The sequence below is a fragment of the Mesorhizobium sp. M8A.F.Ca.ET.161.01.1.1 genome, assembly GCF_004792105.1.
In the GTDB taxonomy this organism is placed as follows: domain Bacteria; phylum Pseudomonadota; class Alphaproteobacteria; order Rhizobiales; family Rhizobiaceae; genus Mesorhizobium.
On sequence record NZ_SRTD01000003.1, the window covers coordinates 271,819 to 287,557 of the forward strand.

The following is a 15,739-nucleotide window of genomic DNA, read 5'->3' on the forward strand; positions in this document are numbered from 1 at the left end:
AAATTCGCCGCCCAATCAACCCCTTACCGCGTCAGCCGCTTGTGCGTCATGCGGTGCGGGGCCGCTGCTTCCGCGCCCAGGCGGCGCAGCTTGTCCTTCTCGTATTCCTCGAAATTGCCCTCGAACCATTCGACATGCGCGTCGCCCTCGAAGGCGAGCATGTGGGTGGCCATGCGGTCGAGGAACATGCGATCGTGGCTGATGATGACCGCGCAGCCTGCATAGGCTTCCAGCGCGTCTTCTAGCGCGCCCAGCGTTTCGGTGTCGAGGTCGTTGGTCGGTTCGTCGAGCAGCAGCACATTGCCGCCGCCCTTCAGCATCTTGGCGAGGTGCACGCGGTTGCGCTGACCGCCCGAGAGATTGCCGACCTTCTGCTGTTGGTCGCCGCCACGGAAGTTGAAGGACGAGCAGTAAGCGCGGCTGTTGATTTCGTGCTTGCCGAGCTTGATGACCTCGGCGCCGCCTGAGATCTCTTCCCACACCGTCTTGTTCGCATCGAGTGCGTCGCGGCTCTGGTCGACATAACCGAGCTTGACCGTCTCGCCGATGCGCACTGTGCCCGCGTCCGGCTTCTCCTGGCCGGTGAAGGTCTTGAACAGCGTCGTCTTGCCGGCGCCGTTCGGGCCGATGACGCCGACGATGCCGCCCGGTGGCAGCCTGAACGACAGGTTCTCGATCAGGAGCTCGTCGCCAAAGCCTTTGTTGAGGCCTTCGACCTCGATGACGACGTTGCCGAGGCGCTCGCTCGACGGGATGACGATCTGCGTGTCGGTCGGCTTGCGGTTCTGCGACTGCTCGACCAGTTCCTCATAGGCCTTGATACGCGCCTTGGACTTGGTCTGGCGTGCTTTGGGCGACGACTGGATCCACTCGCGCTCGCGCCAGATCGACTTCTGGCGGGCATCGTCCTCGCGGCCTTCCTGGATCAGGCGCTTGGCCTTGGCGTCGAGATATCTGGTGTAGTTGCCCTCGTAGGGAATGCCGCGGCCACGGTCGAGCTCGAGGATCCAGCCTGTGACGTTGTCGAGGAAGTAGCGGTCGTGGGTGATGATCAGCACCGAGCCCGGATAGTCGCGCAGGTGCTTTTCCAGCCAGGCGGTGGTCTCCGCGTCGAGATGGTTGGTCGGTTCGTCGAGCAACAGCAGATCCGGCTGTTGCAGCAGCAGCCTGCACAGCGCGACGCGGCGACGCTCACCGCCCGACAGGTTGGTCACTTCAGAATCGGCCGGCGGGCACTGCAGCGCGTCCATCGCCATCTCGACCTGCTGCTCGAGATCCCACAGGTTGAGCCGGTCCATCTCGTCCTGGAGCTTGGCGGACTCATCCGCCGTCTCGTCGGAATAGTTCATCATCAGCTCGTTGTAGCGCTCGATGATGGCGGTCTTCCTGGCAACGCCGTCCATGACGTTTTCCATCACGGTCTTGCTGTTGTCGAGCTGCGGCTCCTGTGCCAGGTAGCCCACGGTCGCGCCCTCGGCCAGCCAAGCCTCGCCCTGAAACTCCTTGTCGAGCCCGGCCATGATGCGCAGGATCGTCGACTTACCCGAACCGTTGGGGCCGAGGATGCCGATCTTGGCGTCCGGATAGAAGGACAGATGAACGTTGTCGAGCACCTTCTTGGTGCCATAGGCCTTCGACAGGCCGGACATGTGATAGATGAACTGGCGTGCCACGCGCGCTTTCCCTGAAAAACTGACTGGATTTTGCCGAATTGAATGGAGGTTGGCCGCTATGTAGGCGATGCGGCGGCGAACGGCAATCGCTTTTGCCACATCGGGCCAACCACACGGACAAGTCTGCACCGGCAGCCAAGTTCTCAACCGGTCGATGGCGCACGGAAATCTCCGGTTAACCCTTCCGCGTCAAAACAGGATCGGGTTGGAATCGCCGGCTTGCCCCGATTCCTGGCGCGAGAGAGAACGGATCGACGGCATTGCTGAACAGTTTCCTGCTCCTTGCCGAAGCGGTCGTCTACTTCAGCGTCATGGTGACGCTTTTCCGCTTCCGCAAGCGCATCGGCCTCGGCGTCTTCGTCTGCGCGCTCGGCGTCATGCATTTCCTGGAGACCTATCTCGCCAGCGTCTTTTACGTCGCCCTGCCGTTCGGCATGGTCTCGCCAGGCTCGGCGGTGCTCTTCTCCGGCAAGCTGGTGATGCTCCTCCTGCTCTACATGAAAGAAGACGCCGCCACCGTGCGGCAGCCGATCTACGGCCTGCTGCTCGGCAATGCGCTGATGATCGGGCTGGTGCTGCTGCTCCGCCTGCACGCCATCGCGCCGCTGCCGGACGGCCGGCTCCCCGACATCGGCTTCATCGACGAGATGGGCTGGCTGATGGTGTGGGGCACGACGCTGCTGGTCATCGACGCCATCCTGATCATTCTGCTCTATGAAAAGCTTGGGCGCACCCTGCGCAAGGCACAGTTCGCGCGCATCCTGATTTCGGTCGCCTGCGTGCTCACCTTCGACCAGGCCGGCTTCTTCACCGCGCTGCATTTTGTTGCCGGGGCGCCGATCGCGGTCTTCTTCGGCGGCTGGTTCGCCAAGATGGCGGCGGCACTGACTTTCAGCGCCATGCTGGTCGCCTACCTCAAATGGTTCGAGGTCCGGGACGTCCAGATGCCGCGTGGGCTGACCGACATTTTCGAGACGCTGACCTATCGCGAACGCTACGAAGCGCTGGTCGAGCATGTCGGCCGCGACGGCCTGACCGGCCTATTGCACCGCGGACGCTTCGACGCCGACGGTGAAGCCGCCGTCCAGGCCAGCCTGCGCACGGCGAGGCCACTCAGCCTGCTCATCGTCGACGTCGACCACTTCAAGTCGATCAACGACCGTTTCGGCCATGCCGAAGGTGACAAGGCGCTGAAGGCGGTCGCAACCGTACTTTGCGAGGCGGCGGGCGCCGAGGACCAGGTGTTCCGGATCGGCGGCGAGGAATTCGCCATCCTCAGTTCGCGTCCGCATTCCGTCGCCAGGCTGTTTGGCGAAAGCGTCCGCACCGCGCTCAAGGCATCGGCCGCCACCAGCCGGTTCGAACTGACCGTCAGCGCGGGCGTTTCCAGCGTCAGCGAAACGACGCAGTGCCTGGCCGACCTGTTCGCACTCGCCGACCAGCGCCTTTACAAGGCAAAATCGACCGGACGCGACCGAGTCGTCGGTGAACCCGGCGGGCATGAGGCCGACGCCGCCATCGCCTGGACCAGGTCAGCCCAGGTTTAGCCCTATCCGCGACGGCCGCGCCGGCTTGCCGGAAACGGCGATCCCGCACTTACTGGAACCCGATCGCGTCGACCGTGCCGGTCGGGCAACCGGCCTTGTTGGTCGGCACCGAGGCCAGCAGCAGGTCCTTGAGCGAGCTGTTCGGGCCGATCGGGCCGGCAAGGCCGAGCGTCAGTTCGCCGATCAGCCGCCGGCCGTTCGACGGATCGATGACGCAGGACACCCGCACCCTGTCGCCTGCTCCCGCGCCGAAGGCCTGGTCGAAGGCACCGCGAATCTGGTCCGCCGTCAGCTTGCCACCGATACTCCTGGCGAAGAGGTCGCGCACGGGCGAGCTGTTGACCTCACGCATCAAATGGAGGGCATCGGAAAAATACTCCTGCTGGCTTTTGCCGTAGCAGGTGCCGTGCTTGATCCATTCATGCCGTTCCAGCTTCGAGGCGGTGCCCGGCATCACCTTGTCGAGCTCCGCGCGGGTATCGGCATCGAGGTTGACCGGCGGCAGGTCCTGCCAGTGGGCCGGATTGTCATTGGCCTTGTCGCTGGCCGAAGCCTGGCAATAGAAATTGCCGTTCGGCTGCGGCCACAGACCGTGCAGCGTGAAATTGGTGGCATCGAATTCGCCAGGATTTTGCGCCTTGCATTCGGTCTTGTTCGACTTGGTCTCGCAGAAGGCCGGCTGCCAGCTCAAGGCGAAGACATATTCGGGTTTTCCCGAGGCGGCGGGCTTGCCTTGCCCACCCGGCGCCGCCGGCACGGTCGCCGCGCTGCTGCCTGAAAGGTGGCCGCAACTCACCTTCACCCAGCGGCGCTCGGGATCGGCGCCCGGCACCTGGATGAGGTAGTGGGTCGGCGTGTCCTTGTTGCCGGCAAGCAGCTGATAGCTCTGTCCGGCATCGGTCGAGACATTGCCGGGGTTCTTGCCGTTCTTGATCGCCTGAGTCGCGGGACACGCAGCGTCGGCCACGAAGGTGCCGCTCATCTTGACGTCGGCATGCGCCGCGCCTGCCAGCGAGCCCGCCAACAAGGCCAATCCGAAAATAACAGCAATGCGCATGGAGAATCCCCGGCTGGAAGAAAGTGGGCGACAGACTGAAGCTGTCTCCATGTCAGAATTGCGATATTTTGCAGGCCCGTGGCAAGAAAGATCGTCGCGGAAAAGCCGGCAGGCCAGATTGACGCAAATCTGGCACCGGCGCACACGTTTGGACATGACAAAGGCGGAACCAGGGGGGAGACCGGCCGGCATGCCATTCAGCCAGCAGCGCGTGGTTCGCTCGTCGACCGGCGCAGACCTCAATCTGTTCGTCCGGCAGGCCGACAGCCCTGCGCGTGCGGTGGTCCAGGTCAATCACGGCCTGGCCGAACATGCCGCCCGCTACGACCGCTTCGCCGATTTCCTCGCTGCCCGGGGCTTCCACGTCTACGTTCATGACCACCGTGGCCATGGCGCGACCAAGGCGCCCGACGCGCCGCTCGGCAGATTCGCCGACACGGACGGCCCGGCCAAGGTGATCGCCGACACCGACGCCATCCACGATCTCATCGCCGGCGAGCAGCCTGACCTGCCGGTAATCCTTTTCGGCCACTCGATGGGCGCGTCCGTGGCGCTGAACTACCTGTTGCGCCATTCCAGGCGCATTCATGCCGCCGCGATCTGGAACGGCAATTTCTCACAGGGCCTGCTCGGCCAAGTGGCGCTCGGTATCCTCGCCTGGGAACGGATGCGGCTCGGCTCCGATGTCCCGTCGCGCCTGCTGCCGAAACTCACCTTCCAGGCCTGGGGCAAGGCGGTGCCCAACCATCGCACTCTGTTCGACTGGCTGTCGCGCGACGAGGCGGAGGTGGCGAAATACATCGCCGATCCGCTCTGCGGCTGGGATGCCTCCATCTCGATGTGGCGCGATGTGGTCGCCATGGCGCTCAACGGCGGCAAGGATGCAGGCTTTGCCGCCGTTCGCCGCGACATCCCCGTCGCGATCGTTGGCGGCGAAAAAGACCCGGCCTCGGACTACGGCAAGGGGATCACCCATCTCGCCAATCGTATGCGCAAGATGGGCTTTTCGAATCTGGTTTCAAAGGTTTACGCCGACACCCGCCATGAAAGCCTGAACGAGGTGAACCGCGACATCATCATGGACGATTTCGCCAGCTGGGCGGACAATGTCTTGAAAGCGTGACGGGTTGGCCCATTGCAAGGACCGTGACAGCTGCTGCCGGGCTTGATAGAGGCACTGCTTTCGCGGCAATCACGGTGATTGCGGCAACCACGGTGATTTATGGCCGAACCCCCGCTGAAAGGCGTCCGCGTCGTCGAACTCGCCCGCATTCTTGCCGGCCCCTGGGCCGGGCAGTTGCTTGCCGATCTCGGCGCCGATGTCATCAAGGTCGAGAGCCCCGATGGCGGCGACGACACCCGCAAATGGGGTCCGCCCTTCGTCATGAGCCATGACGGCGAGAACCTGTCAGCCGCCTATTACCATTCCTGCAATCGCGGCAAGCGTTCCATCGCCATCGACTTTTCGACGCCGGAAGGCGCCGAGACGGTGCGCCGGCTGGTCGCGACGGCGGATGTGCTGATCGAGAACTTCAAGCTCGGCGGCCTGAAGAAATACGGGCTCGACTACGGCAGTCTGAAGAAAATCAACCCTCGCCTGGTCTACTGCTCCATCACCGGCTTCGGCCAGGACGGGCCTTATGCGCCACGCGCCGGTTACGACTTCATCATCCAGGCCATGGCCGGCATGATGTCGATCACCGGTGAGGCCGGCCGCGAGCCGCAAAAGGCAGGCGTCGCCATCTCGGACATCTTCACCGGTCTCTATTCGGTGATCGCCATCCAGGCCGCACTTCGCCATGCCGAACAGACCGGCGAGGGCCAGCACATAGACATGGCGCTGTTCGACACCCAGATCTCGGCGCTCGGCAACCAGAACCTCAACTATCTCGTCTCGGGCAAGTCGCCAGTGCAGATGGGCAATGCGCATATGAACATTGCCCCGTACGAAGTGCTTCCGGTCAGGGACGGCCACATCATCCTGGCTGTCGGCAATGACGGCCAGTTCGGCAAATTCTGCGCCGCCGTCGGGCTGGACGATTTGCCGGCGAATCCCGATTTCGCCACCAATCCCGCCCGCGTCGCCAACCGCGTGGACCTTCGCGCACGCATCATCGAGGCGCTGAAGACCTGGGATCGCGATCAGCTGCTGGCGAAGCTCGAAGCCGCCAGCGTGCCGGCAAGCCCGATCAACACGATCGGCCAGATGTTCGCCGATCCGCAGACCATTGCCCGCGGCATGCGGCTCGACCTTGACGACGGCCATGGCAACCGCCTGCCGTCGGTGCGCGCGCCGATGGTGATGTCGGGCACACCGCTCACCTATGAACGCCCCTCGCCGCGCCTTGGCGAGCACACTGACGAAATCCTTGCCGAACTGGAGAAGTCTGGGAAATGAAGACCGGTGGACAACTGATCGTCGACGCCCTCGAAGCCAACGGCACCGACCGTATCTTCTGCGTGCCGGGCGAATCCTACCTTGCGGTGCTCGATGCGCTGCATGACTCTTCGATCCGCACCATCGTCTGCCGCCAGGAAGGCGGCGCCGCCATGATGGCCGACTGCCAGGGCCGGTTGACCGGCAAGCCCGGCATCTGCTTCGTCACCCGCGGCCCCGGCGCCACCAACGCTTCGGCCGGCGTCCACATCGCCATGCAGGATTCGGTTCCGCTCATCCTGTTCATCGGCCAGGTCGCCAGCCATGCCAAGGAACGCGAGGCGTTCCAGGAGGTGGACTATGTCAGGTTTTTCGGCGACATCGCCAAGTGGGTGGTCGAGATCGACGACGCCTCGCGCATCCCCGAATTCGTCACCCGCGCCTTCGCCGTGGCAACGTCGGGCCGGCCTGGCCCGGTGGTCATCTCGCTGCCCGAGGACATGCTGACCAGCGAGGTCAAGGCGCCGCAAGCACTTCCCCATACGCCGGTCGAGACCTATCCAGGCGGGGCCGAGCTCGACGCGCTGGAAATGCTGCTGGGCAGCGCGAAGCGTCCCTTCGTCATCCTCGGCGGCACGCGCTGGAACGCGGACGCCGTGGCGCGGATGCACGAAATCGCCGAGACCTGGTCGCTTCCTGTCGGCTGTTCCTTCCGCCGCCAGATGCTGTTCGACCATCTGCACCCGAACTATGCCGGTGATGTCGGCATCGGCATCAATCCGAAGCTGGCGGCGGCGATCAAGCAGGCCGACGTCGTTCTCTTGATCGGCGGCCGCATGGGCGAGATGCCATCTTCGGACTATACGCTGCTGAAGAGCCCTTATCCCGACCAGGCACTGGTGCACGTCCATGCCGATGCCGGCGAACTCGGCCGGGTCTACCGCCCGACGCTGGCGATCAATGCATCGCCCGCGGCTTTCGTGGAGGCTTTCGCCAAGCGCAAGCCGGCCGGAATGCCGGCCTGGGCGGAAGAAACGCCAAAGTTGCACGCCGCCTATCTCGACTGGTCGACGCCGCCGGAAAGCGGCCCCGGCCCGGTGCAGATGGGGCCGATCATGAATTACCTGGAAAAGGTATTGCCCGACGACGCCATCCTCACCAATGGCGCCGGCAATTACGCCACCTGGGTGCATCGCTTCCATCGCTTCCGCCGCTTCGCCACGCAAGGAGCACCGACCTCCGGCTCGATGGGTTACGGCACGCCAGCGGCCGTCGCCGCCAAGGCGCTTTATCCGGAGCGCACCGTGGTCGCCTTCGCCGGCGACGGCTGCTTCCTGATGAACGGCCAGGAATTCGCCACCGCCGTACAATACGACCTGCCTATCATCGTCGTCGTCGTCAACAACGGCATCTACGGCACCATCCGCATGCATCAGGAGCGCGAATATCCGGGCCGTGTGGTCGGCACCGACCTGAAAAATCCCGACTTCGCGTCGCTTGCCCGCGCCTATGGCGGCCATGGCGAGACTGTCGAGAAGACCGAAGACTTTGCGCCTGCCTTCGAACGTGCCCGCGCCAGCGGCAAGCCGGCGATCGTCGAAATCCGGCTCGATCCCGAGGCGATCACGCCGACCCGCACGATGACGCAGATTCGCGACAAAAGCTGAAGGAACCGATCGGCTCCAAAGAAAAGGTGCTGCATTCCAAGCTGCCGATCTCCCCCCATGTAGGGGAGATGTCCGGCAGGACAGAGGGGGGCGCTGTCCCGCCGGCTTTCAAGCGCGAGCGGCGCTCCGGACCCTACATCGCCTTTTCGATTTGGCCACGAATCTCGCCGTCCTTGTGGGCGGCCGTGTGCACGTTGACGTAATACTTGCCGGCCTCCAGGTCAGCGGCCTGCGCATCGGTCAACGTGGCCGACCCCTTGATCGGGCTCTTCAGCTTGCCTTTGAACGGGATCACGGGATCAGCGTTTTCACCCATTGCCGCCGGGCCGTGGATATGCGCGGCCACTGCCGGGCCACTGAGGCCGGAATACTTCACGTTCCAGCTGAGCTTCTTCTTGGTCGTGTCGAAGGTGAGAGTGGCCGTCCCCTTGCCTTTGGTGGTGACGGCCGGGCTCTGCTGGCCGCCATCGAGGGTCGCCTTGTATTTCACCATCTCGGCCATGGCCGGTGATGCGAACAGGAAAGCGGTGGAAATAGCGAGCGCCGATAGCGCCGGAAGGAAGGAGTGAGCGCGCATGAAGAACCTCCGATTGAATATTGAATAAAGCATGCGTCGCGGTTCCCCCGACGCGCGCATGCTTCATTGCAACGGATGGGCGGCGCAATGTATCCCTGCACACGGTTTTGTGATTGGAGCGCATGGAAAAGGGGCGGTCGCCCGCCCCTTTTGGTATCAGCCGTCAAACCGGTCGCAGGCGCTGTTGATCGCGCCAGCCCGGCTTACTTGACCGCCTTGTCGGTAATGGCCGTGGTGTAGGCGCCGGTCGGCTCCTTGGTGATGATCTTCTGGTCGAGCAGCGCCTTGGCGGTGCGCTCATACGTCGCCGGGTCGAGCTTGCCGTCGGCATTGTCGATCAGCTTGGCGACTTCGCTCATCATGCGCTTCTGGTGGTTCTCGTCCTGGCCACCGCCGTCCATGACGATCCCGGCAGCTTCGTCATTGTTGTCGACGGCGTATTTCCATCCCTTCATCGAGGCGCGCACGAAGCGCACCATCTTGTCCTCGAAGGCCGGATCCTTGAGCTTGTCTTCCGAGGCGTAGAGCCCGTCCTCGAGCAGGTCGTTGCCCATCGCCGAGTAGTTGAACACGGTGAGCTGTTCGGGCTTGTAGCCGGCGTCGATCAGCTGCCAGTACTCATTGTAGGTCATGACCGAGATGCAGTCGGCCTGCTTCTGGATCAGCGGCTGCACGTCGAAGCTCTGCTTCAAGACGGTGACGCCGTCCGGGCCGCCCTCGGTCTTGAGCCCGAGCTTGTTCATCCATGCGTAGAAAGGATATTCATTGCCGAAGAACCAGACGCCCAGCGTATGACCCTTGAAGTCGGCCTCGGTCTTGATCGGCCCATCCTTCGGGCAGACCAGTTCCATGCCGGCCTTCTTGAAGGGCTGGGCGATGTTGACCAGCGGCACGCCCTTTTCGCGCGCGGCGAGCGCGCCACCCATCCAGTCGACGATGACGTCGGCGCCGCCGCCCGCGATCACCTGCTCGGGTGCGATGTCGGGGCCGCCCGGCTTGATGTCGACATCGAGGCCTTCGGCCTCATAGAAGCCTTTGGCCTTGGCGACATAGTAGCCGGCAAACTGCGCCTGCGTGACCCATTTCAGCTGCAAGGTCACCTTGTCGGCGGCCATTGCCTGGAACGCGGCCAGCGACATCGCGCCGGCCAGAACTGGAATAATAAGTCTTTTCATTTTTTTACCCTCTGAAGTTAGTGCCCTAACCCACCGCCCCTATCCACCACGGACAGAGGGATGCCAAAACGTGACGGCCCTTTCGACAAGGGCGACCACGCCATAAAAGACCGAACCCGCAAGTGCTGCAACTGCGATTTCGGCCCAGACCATGTCGATGTTCATCCGCCCGACCTCGGTCGAAATGCGGAATCCCATGCCGACAACCGGCGTGCCGAAGAACTCGGCGACGATGGCGCCGATCAGCGCCAGCGTCGAGTTGATCTTCAGCGCGTTGAAGATGAAGGGTGCTGCCGCCGGCAGCCGGAGCTTGATGAGCGTCGGCCAATAACCGGACGCATAGGTGCGCATTAGGTCGCGCTCCATATGGCCGGACGCGGCAAGCCCGGCGACCGTGTTCACCAGCATCGGGAAGAAGGTCATGATGATGACGACGGCCGCCTTGGACTGCCAGTCGAAGCCGAACCACATCACCATGATCGGCGCCACGCCGATGATCGGCAGCGCCGAGACCATGTTGCCGATCGGCAAGAGCCCGCGCCGCAGGAACGGCACGCGGTCGGCAAGGATGGCGGTGATGAAGCCGGCGCCGCTGCCCACGACATAGCCGAAGAGCACCGCCTTGAAGATGGTCTGCCGGACATCGGCGCCGAGTATCGGCAGCGAACCGGCGATGCGCGCGCCGATCGCGCTCGGCGGCGGCAGCAGGATGAAGGGGATGCCGGCGCCCCGCGTCACCGCCTCCCAGATGATCAGTATCCAGGCGCCGAAGATGGCGGGGATGATCAGACGCAAAGCGGTCCGCGCCCAACCCGCTATCGGGCGGAGCCCCGACAGCACCGCGACGCAACGCCAGCCTAGCAGCCAGACGGCCGTCAGCAGCAGGAAATACGGCGCCAGTGCCGCGCCTTCGAAACCTGCGATCCCCGATATCAGCAGCCAGGCGACGAGATGCGCGCCGATGAACAGCACGACGGCCTCTGCAACGGATGGAATCCTGACCATCGAGATCAGCGCCGCGACCACGGCAAGGCCGAGCATCAAGCCCTTCGTTCCCAGATAGGGATAGTTGATGCTCGCCGTCGGGTCCGCAAGCGCTGCCGCTTCCGGCCTCGACATGGCGCCAAGCGCGACCGCGATCAGGCACAGCGCAATCGCCAGCACCGCTTGCCAGGAAGGTTTCAGCCAGTTCATGCCGGCCTCCCGCCCATGGCGCGGTCGACGATGCGGCCGGCAATGCCGACCACCATGACCAGAAGTGCCGCCACGATCGAGCCCGCGACCAGCGCCGACCAAATGTCGATCGATTGGCTGTAATAGGCGCCGGCCAAAAGCTTGGCGCCGATGCCGGCGACCGCGCCTGTCGGCAGTTCGCCGACGATGGCGCCGACCAGGCTTGCCGCCACCGCCACCTTCATCGAGGTGAACAGGAACGGCACCGAGGCGGGCACGCGCAATTTCCAGAAGGTTTGCGTGCGGCTGGCATTGTAGGTGTGCATCAGGTCGAGATGCATGATCTCGGGCGAGCGCAGGCCCTTCACCATGCCGACCGTCACCGGGAAGAACGACAGATAGGTCGAGATCATCGCCTTCGGGATCAGCCCGGTGATGCCGATCGCCGCCAGCACGACGATGATCATCGGCGCCACCGCCAGGATCGGAATGGTCTGCGAGGCGATGATCCACGGCATCAGGCTGCGGTCGAGCGTCGCCACATGCACGATGCCGACGGCAATGACGATGCCGAGCGCGGTGCCGAAGGCAAAGCCGAGCAGCGTCGAGGACAGCGTCACCCAGGCATTGTAGACGAGGCTTCGGTTCGAGTTGATGGGCCGCAGAAACGTGTTCTCGTAGAAATTCACCGCCACCTGATGCGGCGCCGGCAACGTCGGCTTCGGCTGCAACAGCGTCTTGCCGATGAACTCGACAGTGCCGGGGGTTTCGTTGGCACGGGTGTCGAGATCGCGCTGGAACGGCGCGTTGAGGATGACGGCGAAAACGTACCAGAGCACGACCACGCCAGCGAGGATCGAGGTGACGGGGACGAGTTTGTCGCGGAAGGTGTCCATCAGGAGGCCTCGCCAGCGAGGCGCCCTCCTCTCCCCATCGGGGAGAGGGTGGCCGGAGCGAAGCGGAGGTCGACCACCTTCGCGCTCGTCATCCTAGGGCGGAGCGACGCGAAGCGTCGCGCAGACCCTAGGATCCATTCCGTGACGTCGATCAAGGAGTGTAAGCAGTAGAGAAAATTCCCCTTCGAAGGCACAGCGGAGGGTGCATCGTTTTGCACCGTTGCGGAGCTCAGAAGTAACGGCATGGATCCTAGGGTCTGCGCCGCGTCGCTTCGCTCCTTGCTTCGCCCTAGGATGACGAAATCGCGGCGGGCGGCTTCCATAGCGCAGGCCGCTGCGCGCCTGCTCCACCCCAGGATGACGAAGGCGAGGTTGATCGCTCGCTTGCCGGGGCGCTCAATCATCATAACTATGCCCCGCCCTCAACCCGTCGCGCACCCGCGCGGCGATCGCCAGGAATTCGGGTGTCTCGCGGATGTCGAGCGGCCGCTCCTTCGGCAGCGTCGATTCGATGATGTCGCTGACCCGGCCCGGACGCGGCGACATGACGACGATGCGGGTCGACAGATAGACGGCCTCCGGAATGGAGTGGGTGACGAAGCAGATGGTCTTGTTGGTCCGGCCCCACAGTTGCAGCAATTGCTCGTTGAGGTGGTCGCGCACGATCTCGTCCAGCGCGCCGAACGGCTCGTCCATCAACAGGAGGTCGGCGTCGAAGGCCAAGGCGCGCGCGATCGAGGCGCGCTGCTGCATGCCGCCGGAAAGCTGCCAGGGATATTTCTTCTCGAAGCCGGTGAGGTTGACGAGGTCGAGCGTGCGCTTGATCCGCTCCGCCTGCTCGGTCTTGGACAGGCCCATGATCTCCAGCGGCAGCGCCACATTGCGCTCGATGGTGCGCCAGGGAAACAGGGCGGCTGCCTGGAAGACATAGCCATAGGCGCGTTTCTCGCGCGCCTGTTCCGGCGTCATGCCGTTGACCGAAATCATCCCCGAAGTCGGCTTCTCCAGATCGGCGATGACGCGCAGCAGCGTGGTCTTGCCGCAGCCGGACGGCCCGATGAAGGAGACGAACTCACCCTTGCCGATGGTCAGGTCGACATTGGACAGCGCCTGGACCGGGCCGTCATTGGTCTGGAAGGTGAGGCCAAGCTTGCTTGCCGAGACGACGGCTGGCGAAGATCCCGTCATCGGTTGCGGCCTGCCTTGTCACCGCACCGGGGCGCCGGCTGAAATCCGGTTGCTTTTATCGCGATGTTGTTTTCCACTTGCCCTGTCCCATTGGCCCACCGACCTTGTTCCACTCAATCGACGCCCGGAGTTTCCCCGATGTCGCCCAAACCCACTTGTCGTCTTATTCGCCCTGACAGCACCTATGAAGGCAAGCAGGGGTTGACCTATCTGGCCGGCATCGCGACCGAAACGGTCGGTTCATCCGGCATCTGCATGCACGTGCTGACCATACCGCCCGGCGCCCGCGCCAAGGCGCATCTGCACGAGAACCACGAGACGGCGATCTACGTGCTCTCCGGCGAAGTCCATACCTGGTATGGCGACCGGCTCGAGCATCACATCGTCGTCAAGGCCGGCGACCTCTTCTACATCCCGGCTGGCGTGCCGCATCTGCCGGCCAATCTCAGCAACGCCCCTTCCTCGGCCGTCATTGCCCGCACCGATCCCAACGAACAGGAAAGCGTCGTCCTGCTGCCGGAACTGGATGCGCTCGTCGCCTGACACCGACGCGAGGGTGGTCGCCATCATTTGCACCGGGAGACTTCACCCATCACATTGCCGTCCTCGTCGACGACAGAAAGTTTCTTGGCATTCTTGGCGCTGCGCTTGATGGTGAAGGTGGCCGGCGACTTGCCGTCCTCACCTTCGGCTTCGCACTCGGCCTTGATCGTCAACGAGCCATCGGCCTGCGCCTTCGTCTCGGTGAAGGTGCAGGCGCTGGCCGCCGTGATCAGTTCCTTGTCGGTCAGAAGCAGCATCTGATCGGCGGCGACTTCCTGACCGTTCTTGTTGATGCAGCCATACTTGTCGCCATAAGGCTTGCTGAGATCGATGCCGGCTGCCGACGCATGGCCCGCTGACAACAGCGCCGCGGCGGCCATGGCAAGATGAATGGCGCGCATGGTCAAACCCCCGTCGCCGGGATGCCCGTCCGCTCGACCTTGCGCGGCGCGGTGATCTCTTTCCACGTCGACAGCGCCCGGTTGACCGCGGCGTTCGGCTCCCGCCCTACGAACTCGCCATGGCCGGGCTTCGCCTTGACCTCTGCCTCCTCGATCGACAGTTCGCCGCGCGAGAACACGAAGCGCGGCAGGCCGGTCACCTCGACGCCTTCGAACACATTGTAATCGATGACAGACTGCTGCTTCTTCGAAGATATGGTCTTCTTGCGCTGGGGATCCCAGACGATGATGTCGGCATCCGCGCCTTCGACGATGGCGCCCTTCTTCGGATACATGTTGAGGATCTTGGCGATGTTGGTCGAGGTCACCGCGACGAACTCGTTCATCGTCAGCCGCCCGGTGTTGACGCCTCTGGTCCACAGCACCGGCAACCGGTCCTCGAGGCCACCGGTGCCGTTGGGGATCTTGGTGAAATTGCCGAGGCCGAAACGCTTCTGGTCCGTGGTGAAGGCGCAATGGTCGGTCGCCACCACCTGCAGCGATCCGGCCTGCAGGCCCGCCCACAGCGAATCCTGGTGCAGTTTGTTGCGGAAGGGCGGGCTCATCACGCGGCGCGCCGCATGGTCCCAGTCCTTGTCGAAATACTCGCTCTCATCGAGGGTCAGGTGCTGGATCAGCGGCTCGCCGAACACCCGCATGCCTTTCTGGCGCGCCCGCCGGATCGCCTCATGGCTCTGCTCGCAGGAGACATGCACGACATAGAGCGGCACGCCGGCCATGTCGGCGATCATGATGGCGCGGTTGGTCGCCTCGCCCTCCACTTCCGGTGGACGCGAATAGGCGTGGCCCTCAGGCCCATTATTGCCGGCCGCGAGCAGCTTCTGCGACAACGCCGCGACCACATCGCCATTCTCGGCATGGACCAGCGGCAGCGCGCCAAGGTCGGCGCAGCGCTGGAACGACGCATACATCTCGTCGTCGTCGACCATCAGCGCGCCCTTGTAGGCCATGAAGTGCTTGAACGATGTGATGCCCCTGTCGACCACCGTGGCCATCTCGTCGAACACCTGCTTGCCCCACCAGGTGATCGCCATGTGGAAGGAATAGTCGCATGCAGCCTTGGAGGTCTTGTTGTCCCACATCTGCAGGGCTTCGAGCAGCGATTGCTGCGGCGCCGGTAGGCAGAAATCGACCACCATGGTCGTGCCGCCGGCAAGGGCCGCTCGCGTACCTGATTCGAAATCGTCGGCCGAATAGGTGCCCATGAACGGCATTTCGAGATGGGTGTGCGGGTCGATGCCGCCCGGCATGACATAGCAGCCGGTGGCGTCGTACTCATGGTCGCCGTGCAGGTCCGAGCCGATGGCGACGATCTTGCCGTGGCTGAACAGCACATCGGCCTTCCACGTGCGGTCGGCGGTGACGACAGTACCGTTCTTGATGACTTTGGTCATTCATCTGTTCC

At 63.7% G+C, this 15,739-nt stretch carries 14 protein-coding genes; 5 read left to right on the forward strand and 9 right to left on the reverse strand.

Going from position 1 to position 15,739, the window contains the following annotated elements; genetic code table 11:
• Nucleotides 1-23: 23 nt before the first annotated feature.
• Nucleotides 24-1,673: an energy-dependent translational throttle protein EttA gene (gene ettA / locus EN804_RS09985; RefSeq protein WP_127278582.1), complete on the reverse strand. Its 1,650-nt coding sequence runs from the start codon at nt 1,671-1,673 to the stop codon at nt 24-26.
• Nucleotides 1,674-1,933: 260 nt separating this feature from the next.
• Here ettA and EN804_RS09990 point away from each other — a divergent pair, with 260 nt between their 5' ends.
• Complete coding sequence (locus EN804_RS09990; RefSeq protein ID WP_135919291.1) at nt 1,934-3,220, forward strand: GGDEF domain-containing protein; 1,287 nt, start codon at nt 1,934-1,936, stop codon at nt 3,218-3,220.
• Between the two features lie 49 nt (nt 3,221-3,269).
• Here EN804_RS09990 and EN804_RS09995 read toward each other — a convergent pair whose 3' ends face one another.
• On the reverse strand, nt 3,270-4,277 hold the full coding sequence (locus tag EN804_RS09995) for a ribonuclease (RefSeq protein WP_135919292.1): 1,008 nt from the start codon (nt 4,275-4,277) through the stop codon (nt 3,270-3,272).
• Nucleotides 4,278-4,467: 190 nt separating this feature from the next.
• Here EN804_RS09995 and EN804_RS10000 point away from each other — a divergent pair, with 190 nt between their 5' ends.
• From EN804_RS10000 to EN804_RS10010, 3 genes are all read left to right on the forward strand, one after another.
• Nucleotides 4,468-5,400 carry an alpha/beta hydrolase gene (locus EN804_RS10000; protein WP_135919293.1) on the forward strand — a complete coding sequence of 311 codons (933 nt, stop codon included), beginning with the start codon at nt 4,468-4,470 and terminating at the stop codon, nt 5,398-5,400.
• Between the two features lie 99 nt (nt 5,401-5,499).
• Nucleotides 5,500-6,675, forward strand: coding sequence for a CaiB/BaiF CoA-transferase family protein (locus EN804_RS10005; protein ID WP_135919294.1), 1,176 nt, complete (start codon nt 5,500-5,502; stop codon nt 6,673-6,675).
• Nucleotides 6,672-8,321: a thiamine pyrophosphate-binding protein gene (locus tag EN804_RS10010; RefSeq protein WP_135866322.1), complete on the forward strand. Its 1,650-nt coding sequence runs from the start codon at nt 6,672-6,674 to the stop codon at nt 8,319-8,321. Before EN804_RS10005 ends, EN804_RS10010 begins: the two co-directional genes overlap by 4 nt.
• 133 nt (nt 8,322-8,454) lie before the next feature.
• On the opposite strand, the gene EN804_RS10015 is transcribed toward EN804_RS10010, so the two are convergent.
• The 5 genes from EN804_RS10015 to EN804_RS10035 form a co-directional block, all read right to left on the reverse strand.
• Entirely contained in the window at nt 8,455-8,898 is a 444-nt protein-coding gene (locus tag EN804_RS10015; protein ID WP_127279293.1) for a CHRD domain-containing protein, read from the reverse strand.
• A gap of 203 nt (nt 8,899-9,101) precedes the next feature.
• On the reverse strand, nt 9,102-10,073 hold the full coding sequence (locus EN804_RS10020; protein ID WP_027160663.1) for an ABC transporter substrate-binding protein: 972 nt from the start codon (nt 10,071-10,073) through the stop codon (nt 9,102-9,104).
• Between the two features lie 39 nt (nt 10,074-10,112).
• On the reverse strand, nt 10,113-11,267 hold the full coding sequence (locus EN804_RS10025; protein WP_135881944.1) for an ABC transporter permease: 1,155 nt from the start codon (nt 11,265-11,267) through the stop codon (nt 10,113-10,115).
• Nucleotides 11,264-12,142: an ABC transporter permease gene (locus EN804_RS10030; RefSeq protein ID WP_135919295.1), complete on the reverse strand. Its 879-nt coding sequence runs from the start codon at nt 12,140-12,142 to the stop codon at nt 11,264-11,266. The genes EN804_RS10025 and EN804_RS10030 overlap by 4 nt, the downstream gene beginning before the upstream one ends.
• Nucleotides 12,143-12,538: 396 nt before the next feature.
• Nucleotides 12,539-13,330: an ABC transporter ATP-binding protein gene (locus EN804_RS10035; protein WP_127871720.1), complete on the reverse strand. Its 792-nt coding sequence runs from the start codon at nt 13,328-13,330 to the stop codon at nt 12,539-12,541.
• Between the two features lie 138 nt (nt 13,331-13,468).
• On the opposite strand from EN804_RS10035, the gene EN804_RS10040 reads away from it, so the two are divergent.
• A complete protein-coding gene (locus EN804_RS10040) occupies nt 13,469-13,873 on the forward strand; it encodes a cupin domain-containing protein (RefSeq protein ID WP_135881947.1) in 405 nt (134 codons plus the stop codon).
• A 23-nt stretch (nt 13,874-13,896) separates the two neighbouring features.
• Here EN804_RS10040 and EN804_RS10045 read toward each other — a convergent pair whose 3' ends face one another.
• The gene (locus tag EN804_RS10045; RefSeq protein WP_135881948.1) at nt 13,897-14,274 is read right to left on the reverse strand and encodes a hypothetical protein; all 378 of its coding nucleotides are present in this window, start codon (nt 14,272-14,274) and stop codon (nt 13,897-13,899) included.
• Nucleotides 14,275-14,276: 2 nt separating this feature from the next.
• The gene (gene hydA, locus EN804_RS10050; protein WP_127871722.1) at nt 14,277-15,728 is read right to left on the reverse strand and encodes a dihydropyrimidinase; all 1,452 of its coding nucleotides are present in this window, start codon (nt 15,726-15,728) and stop codon (nt 14,277-14,279) included.
• Between the last annotated feature and the right edge of the window lie 11 nt (nt 15,729-15,739).

Coding starts and splice junctions, on each gene's coding strand:
- EN804_RS09995 (WP_135919292.1), bottom strand. CDS start 4,277: ATGCGCATTGCTGTTATTTTCGGATTGGCCTTGTTGGCGGGCTCGCTG.
- EN804_RS10000 (WP_135919293.1), top strand. CDS start 4,468: ATGCCATTCAGCCAGCAGCGCGTGGTTCGCTCGTCGACCGGCGCAGAC.
- EN804_RS10005 (WP_135919294.1), top strand. CDS start 5,500: ATGGCCGAACCCCCGCTGAAAGGCGTCCGCGTCGTCGAACTCGCCCGC.
- EN804_RS10010 (WP_135866322.1), top strand. CDS start 6,672: ATGAAGACCGGTGGACAACTGATCGTCGACGCCCTCGAAGCCAACGGC.
- EN804_RS10015 (WP_127279293.1), bottom strand. CDS start 8,898: ATGCGCGCTCACTCCTTCCTTCCGGCGCTATCGGCGCTCGCTATTTCC.
- EN804_RS10020 (WP_027160663.1), bottom strand. CDS start 10,073: ATGAAAAGACTTATTATTCCAGTTCTGGCCGGCGCGATGTCGCTGGCC.
- EN804_RS10025 (WP_135881944.1), bottom strand. CDS start 11,267: ATGAACTGGCTGAAACCTTCCTGGCAAGCGGTGCTGGCGATTGCGCTG.
- EN804_RS10030 (WP_135919295.1), bottom strand. CDS start 12,142: ATGGACACCTTCCGCGACAAACTCGTCCCCGTCACCTCGATCCTCGCT.
- EN804_RS10035 (WP_127871720.1), bottom strand. CDS start 13,330: ATGACGGGATCTTCGCCAGCCGTCGTCTCGGCAAGCAAGCTTGGCCTC.
- EN804_RS10040 (WP_135881947.1), top strand. CDS start 13,469: ATGTCGCCCAAACCCACTTGTCGTCTTATTCGCCCTGACAGCACCTAT.
- EN804_RS10045 (WP_135881948.1), bottom strand. CDS start 14,274: ATGCGCGCCATTCATCTTGCCATGGCCGCCGCGGCGCTGTTGTCAGCG.
- hydA (WP_127871722.1), bottom strand. CDS start 15,728: ATGACCAAAGTCATCAAGAACGGTACTGTCGTCACCGCCGACCGCACG.